The sequence below is a fragment of the Dokdonia pacifica genome (assembly GCF_900188275.1).
Lineage (GTDB): Bacteria > Bacteroidota > Bacteroidia > Flavobacteriales > Flavobacteriaceae > Dokdonia > Dokdonia pacifica.
In genome coordinates this window covers 1-5,788 of record NZ_FZNY01000018.1, presented here as the reverse complement: position 1 = coordinate 5,788, position 5,788 = coordinate 1, and the positions used below count along the sequence as shown (strand labels likewise).

Here is a 5,788-nt window from a genome sequence, read left to right as displayed (position 1 = left end):
AAAAAAAGATTAAATTTTTTTCATTTTTTGTTTGTTTGGAATAAAATAATAGTTGTACATTTGCACCCGCTTTGCGAGGGATATTGTAGAGCGAAGTTCATAGGATAAAAATAGTGATTTGGTAATGCGGTATTAACGAGAGTTGATACTTGATTAAATAGGGGTTCGATTCCTTTACACTTAACAATAGATTGGTTGCTTTTTTGGAGTAATTAATTGATTAGGATTTTGTTTTAAGAGATAAGATTCTAAGTTCATTGACATATTGAATTGACAGCGCGTATAATTTTAATAAATTATGCAAGTTTCTATGAGTTTATAGGAACTATAAAAGAATTGAAGACTAGAAGAATTTTGAGACGATTAATTTCTTATTTATTGTGAGTTGAAATATATTAAAGACACACGATGAAGAGTTTGATCCTGGCTCAGGATGAACGCTAGCGGCAGGCTTAACACATGCAAGTCGAGGGGTAACATTGGTGCTTGCATCAGATGACGACCGGCGCACGGGTGCGTAACGCGTATACAATCTACCTTATACTGGGGGATAGCCTTTGGAAACGAAGATTAATACCCCATGGTATTACTGAATGGCATCGTTTAGTGATTAAAACTCCGGTGGTATAAGATGAGTATGCGTTCTATTAGCTAGATGGAGAGGTAACGGCTCCCCATGGCAACGATAGATAGGGGTCCTGAGAGGGAGATCCCCCACACTGGTACTGAGACACGGACCAGACTCCTACGGGAGGCAGCAGTGAGGAATATTGGACAATGGAGGCAACTCTGATCCAGCCATGCCGCGTGCAGGAAGACTGCCCTATGGGTTGTAAACTGCTTTTATATGGGAAGAATAAGTAGTACGTGTACTACGATGACGGTACCATACGAATAAGCACCGGCTAACTCCGTGCCAGCAGCCGCGGTAATACGGAGGGTGCAAGCGTTATCCGGAATCATTGGGTTTAAAGGGTCCGTAGGCGGGCATATAAGTCAGTGGTGAAATGCTGTGGCTCAACCATAGCACTGCCATTGATACTGTATGTCTTGAATTATTGTGAAGTGGTTAGAATATGTAGTGTAGCGGTGAAATGCTTAGATATTACATAGAATACCGATTGCGAAGGCAGATCACTAACAATATATTGACGCTGATGGACGAAAGCGTAGGTAGCGAACGGGATTAGATACCCCGGTAGTCTACGCCGTAAACGATGGATACTAGTTGTTTGGTTTTCGGACTGAGTGACTAAGCGAAAGTGATAAGTATCCCACCTGGGGAGTACGTTCGCAAGAATGAAACTCAAAGGAATTGACGGGGGCCCGCACAAGCGGTGGAGCATGTGGTTTAATTCGATGATACGCGAGGAACCTTACCAGGGCTTAAATGTAGTATGACAGACTGAGAGATCGGTTTTTCTTCGGACATATTACAAGGTGCTGCATGGTTGTCGTCAGCTCGTGCCGTGAGGTGTCAGGTTAAGTCCTATAACGAGCGCAACCCCTGTTGTTAGTTGCCATCGAGTAATGTCGGGAACTCTAACAAGACTGCCGGTGCAAACCGTGAGGAAGGTGGGGATGACGTCAAATCATCACGGCCCTTACGTCCTGGGCCACACACGTGCTACAATGGTAGGTACAGAGAGCAGCCACGTCGCGAGGCGGAGCGAATCTATAAAACCTATCTCAGTTCGGATCGGAGTCTGCAACTCGACTCCGTGAAGCTGGAATCGCTAGTAATCGGATATCAGCCATGATCCGGTGAATACGTTCCCGGGCCTTGTACACACCGCCCGTCAAGCCATGGAAGCTGGGGGTACCTGAAGTCCGTCACCGTAAGGAGCGGCCTAGGGTAAAACTGGTAACTGGGGCTAAGTCGTAACAAGGTAGCCGTACCGGAAGGTGCGGCTGGAACACCTCCTTTCTAGAGCTTGTCCCTGATGTTTTGTACTAGTTATAAGATATCATACAACCAACTTACTTGTTATAGATGAGAATATTGTTATTGATATTTTCTTTTAGTTTTCAATAGCTGTCGATTTAATAAAATGAGAATATAGAGTAGAGAACATAGAATATAGACGTTTTTGCTTTATAGATTAAGGTAAGAGTCTATTCTCTATACTCTATCATCTATGCTCTTATATTACAGTCTCATAGCTCAGCTGGTTAGAGCGCTACACTGATAATGTAGAGGTCGGCAGTTCGAGTCTGCCTGAGACTACTTTTTACGCTTTCGCGAAAGCATATAAATCGCGATGTTCATAAAGTGCTATTTAGCATTTTATTATTTATTGAAGGAAATTTTAGAAGTTGGGATACCAATCTTTATTTTGGAATTTGGGATTTTAAGATTTTGAAATTTCTATTTTAAAATGGGGGATTAGCTCAGCTGGCTAGAGCGCCTGCCTTGCACGCAGGAGGTCATCGGTTCGACTCCGATATTCTCCACTAGGCGATGCCTAGAGATAATTTATTTTATCTCTTTGCTTATTGCCGTGATAGATACAGTATAATATTCATTATCTGTTTTTTTCACGAAGTTCATTGACATATTGGGAAATAAAAAAGAATACGAGAGAAGTCGTGTATGGCTTAGCAGTCATATACGCAAATATTGAATATAATATGAATAACTCATTATAATATAAAGGTTTAAGCATTATACTTAAACCCTTAAAGAGCAAAAAGTACAATAAGCTAATTAAGGGCGTATGGGGAATGCCTAGGCTCTCAGAGGCGATGAAGGACGTGATAAGCTGCGAAAAGTTGCGGGGATCTGCACACAAGAATTGATCCGCAAATATCCGAATGGGGCAACCTGGCATATTGAAGATATGTTATCCGCAAGGAGGCGAACCCGGAGAACTGAAACATCTAAGTACCCGGAGGAGAAGAAAACAAAAGTGATTCCGATAGTAGCGGCGAGCGAACTTGGATTAGCCCAAACCAATATTGTTACGGCAATATTGGGGTTGTAGGACTACGATATTCTGTGCTTTATGAACTAGAACGCTTTGGAAAGAGCGGCCATAGACGGTGATAGCCCGGTATAGGTAAAGACAGTTACAGATAGTAGTATCCTGAGTAGTGCGGGGCACGTGAAACCCTGTATGAATTTGGCGGGACCATCCGTTAAGGCTAAATACTCCTGAGAGACCGATAGTGAACCAGTACCGTGAGGGAAAGGTGAAAAGAACCCTGAATAAGGGAGTGAAATAGAACCTGAAACCATACGCTTACAAGCGGTCGGAGCGATAAGTGACGGCGTGCCTTTTGCATAATGAGCCTACGAGTTACTTTAACTAGCAAGGTTAAGGCCTTCAGGGCCGGATCCGTAGCGAAAGCGAGTCTGAATAGGGCGATATAGTTAGTTTGAGTAGACGCGAAACCGTGTGATCTACCCTTGGGCAGGTTGAAGCTTTGTTAACCCAAAGTGGAGGACCGAACCCGTTGACGTTGAAAAGTCTTGGGATGACCTGAGGGTAGGGGTGAAAGGCCAATCAAACTCGGAAATAGCTCGTACTCCCCGAAATGCATTTAGGTGCAGCGTTGATTTATAGTTTTATAGAGGTAGAGCTACTGATTGGATGCGGGGGCTTCACCGCCTACCAATTCCTGACAAACTCCGAATGCTATAAAATGTTGATCAGCAGTGAGGGCATGGGTGCTAAGGTCCATGTCCGAGAGGGAAACAACCCAGACCATCAGCTAAGGTCCCCAAATGTATGTTAAGTTGTAAAAACGCGGTTGAACTGCTTAGACAGCTAGGATGTTGGCTTGGAAGCAGCCATTCATTTAAAGAGTGCGTAACAGCTCACTAGTCGAGCGGTTCGGCATGGATAATAATCGGGCATAAACATACTACCGAAGCTATGGCATCGAAAGATGGGTAGGGGAGCATTCTATATGTATTGAAGTTGAGCTGTGAGGCTTGGTGGAACGTATAGAAAAGAAAATGTAGGCATAAGTAACGATAATGCGGGCGAGAAACCCGCACACCGAAAGACCAAGGTTTCCTCAGCTATGCTAATCAGCTGAGGGTTAGTCAGGACCTAACGCGAACCCGAACGGGGTAGTGGATGGACAACGGGTTAATATTCCCGTACCTGCTCACACTAAAAGTGACGGATCTCTGGAGTTGCTGCGTACTGACGGAATAGTACGTTGAAGCAGTAATGCGATAGTACACTAAGGCTACGGCCGCGGTGATAATGTAGCGAAGGAGGTTCCAAGAAAAGCGAGTGAAGCAGCCTGTACCGTAAACCGACACAGGTGGTTGGGATGAGAATTCTAAGGTGCTCGAGAGATTCATGGCTAAGGAACTAGGCAAAATCGACCCGTAACTTCGGGAGAAGGGTCGCCCTCCAATGGAGGGCCGCAGTGAAGAGGTCCAGGCGACTGTTTATCAAAAACACAGGGCTCTGCTAAATCGAAAGATGATGTATAGGGCCTGACACCTGCCCGGTGCCGGAAGGTTAAGAGGAGAGTTTAGCTTCGGCGAAGATTTGAATTGAAGCCCCGGTAAACGGCGGCCGTAACTATAACGGTCCTAAGGTAGCGAAATTCCTTGTCGGGTAAGTTCCGACCTGCACGAATGGTGCAACGATCTGGACACTGTCTCGGCCATGAGCTCGGTGAAATTGTAGTATCGGTGAAGATGCCGGTTACCCGCTGTGGGACGAAAAGACCCCGTGAACCTTTACTATAGCTTCGTATTGGCTTTGGATAAGTAATGTGTAGGATAGGTGGGAGACTTCGATCATGTGTCGCCAGGCATGTGTGAGTCATTGTTGAAATACCACCCTTTACTTATTTGAAGTCTAACGTCTAACGACGAACAGTGCGTGGTGGGTAGTTTGACTGGGGTGGTCGCCTCCAAAAGAGTAACGGAGGCTTCTAAAGGTTCCCTCAACACGGTTGGCAATCGTGTGTAGAGTGTAATGGCATAAGGGAGCTTGACTGAGAGACCTACAAGTCGATCAGGTACGAAAGTAGAGCATAGTGATCCGGTGGTTCCGCATGGAAGGGCCATCGCTCAAAGGATAAAAGGTACTCCGGGGATAACAGGCTGATCTCCCCCAAGAGCTCACATCGACGGGGGGGTTTGGCACCTCGATGTCGGCTCGTCACATCCTGGGGCTGGAGAAGGTCCCAAGGGTTGGGCTGTTCGCCCATTAAAGTGGCACGCGAGCTGGGTTCAGAACGTCGTGAGACAGTTCGGTCTCTATCTACAGTGGGCGTAAGAAATTTGAGTGGATCTGACTCTAGTACGAGAGGACCGAGTTGGACTGACCGCTGGTGTACCTGTTGTTTCGCCAGAAGCATTGCAGGGTAGCTATGTCGGGAAGGGATAAGCGCTGAAAGCATATAAGCGCGAAACCCACCACAAGATGAGATTTCTTTAAAGGGTCGTGGGAGACTACCACGTTGATAGGCTATAGGTGTAAAGGCAGTAATGTCATAGCCGAGTAGTACTAATAACCCGTAAGCTTATGTACGCTTCCTCCGTCGCAAGACGGAGGAGGAACACTCTTTAATAGTGTATGTATTGAGTATGCATTTATATAAATCTATCTATCTCTTTTTTATTTTCTAGTATGTTACGATATTTCCTCGCAAACAAATGCGGGGTGACAAGGGTTCTTTATTAAAGAATATCCTGTTATATAACTAAGGTGGTTATAGCGACGGGGCTCACCTCTTCCCATTCCGAACAGAGAAGTTAAGCCCGCCAGCGCCGATGGTACTACAATCGTGGGAGAGTAGGTCGCCGCCTTTTTAA

2 tRNA genes and 3 rRNA genes are annotated in these 5,788 nt (G+C 45.4%); all 5 read left to right on the top strand.

The annotated features are described in order from the left end of the window. Positions 1 to 405 precede the first annotated feature (405 nt). Positions 406 to 1,927: ribosomal RNA gene (locus CHB80_RS24275) — 16S ribosomal RNA — on the top strand. Between the two features lie 226 nt (positions 1,928 to 2,153). Continuing rightward, positions 2,154 to 2,227 (top strand) — tRNA-Ile (locus CHB80_RS24270). Between the two features lie 153 nt (positions 2,228 to 2,380). Then, positions 2,381 to 2,454, top strand: a tRNA-Ala gene (locus CHB80_RS24265). Positions 2,455 to 2,697: 243 nt separating this feature from the next. Beyond that, a 23S ribosomal RNA gene (locus tag CHB80_RS24260) occupies positions 2,698 to 5,503 on the top strand. Between the two features lie 174 nt (positions 5,504 to 5,677). Beyond that, a 5S ribosomal RNA gene (gene rrf / locus CHB80_RS24255) occupies positions 5,678 to 5,785 on the top strand. Together the 16S, 23S and 5S rRNA genes with 2 tRNA genes alongside form the textbook arrangement of a ribosomal RNA operon. The last annotated feature ends 3 nt before the right edge of the window (positions 5,786 to 5,788 follow it).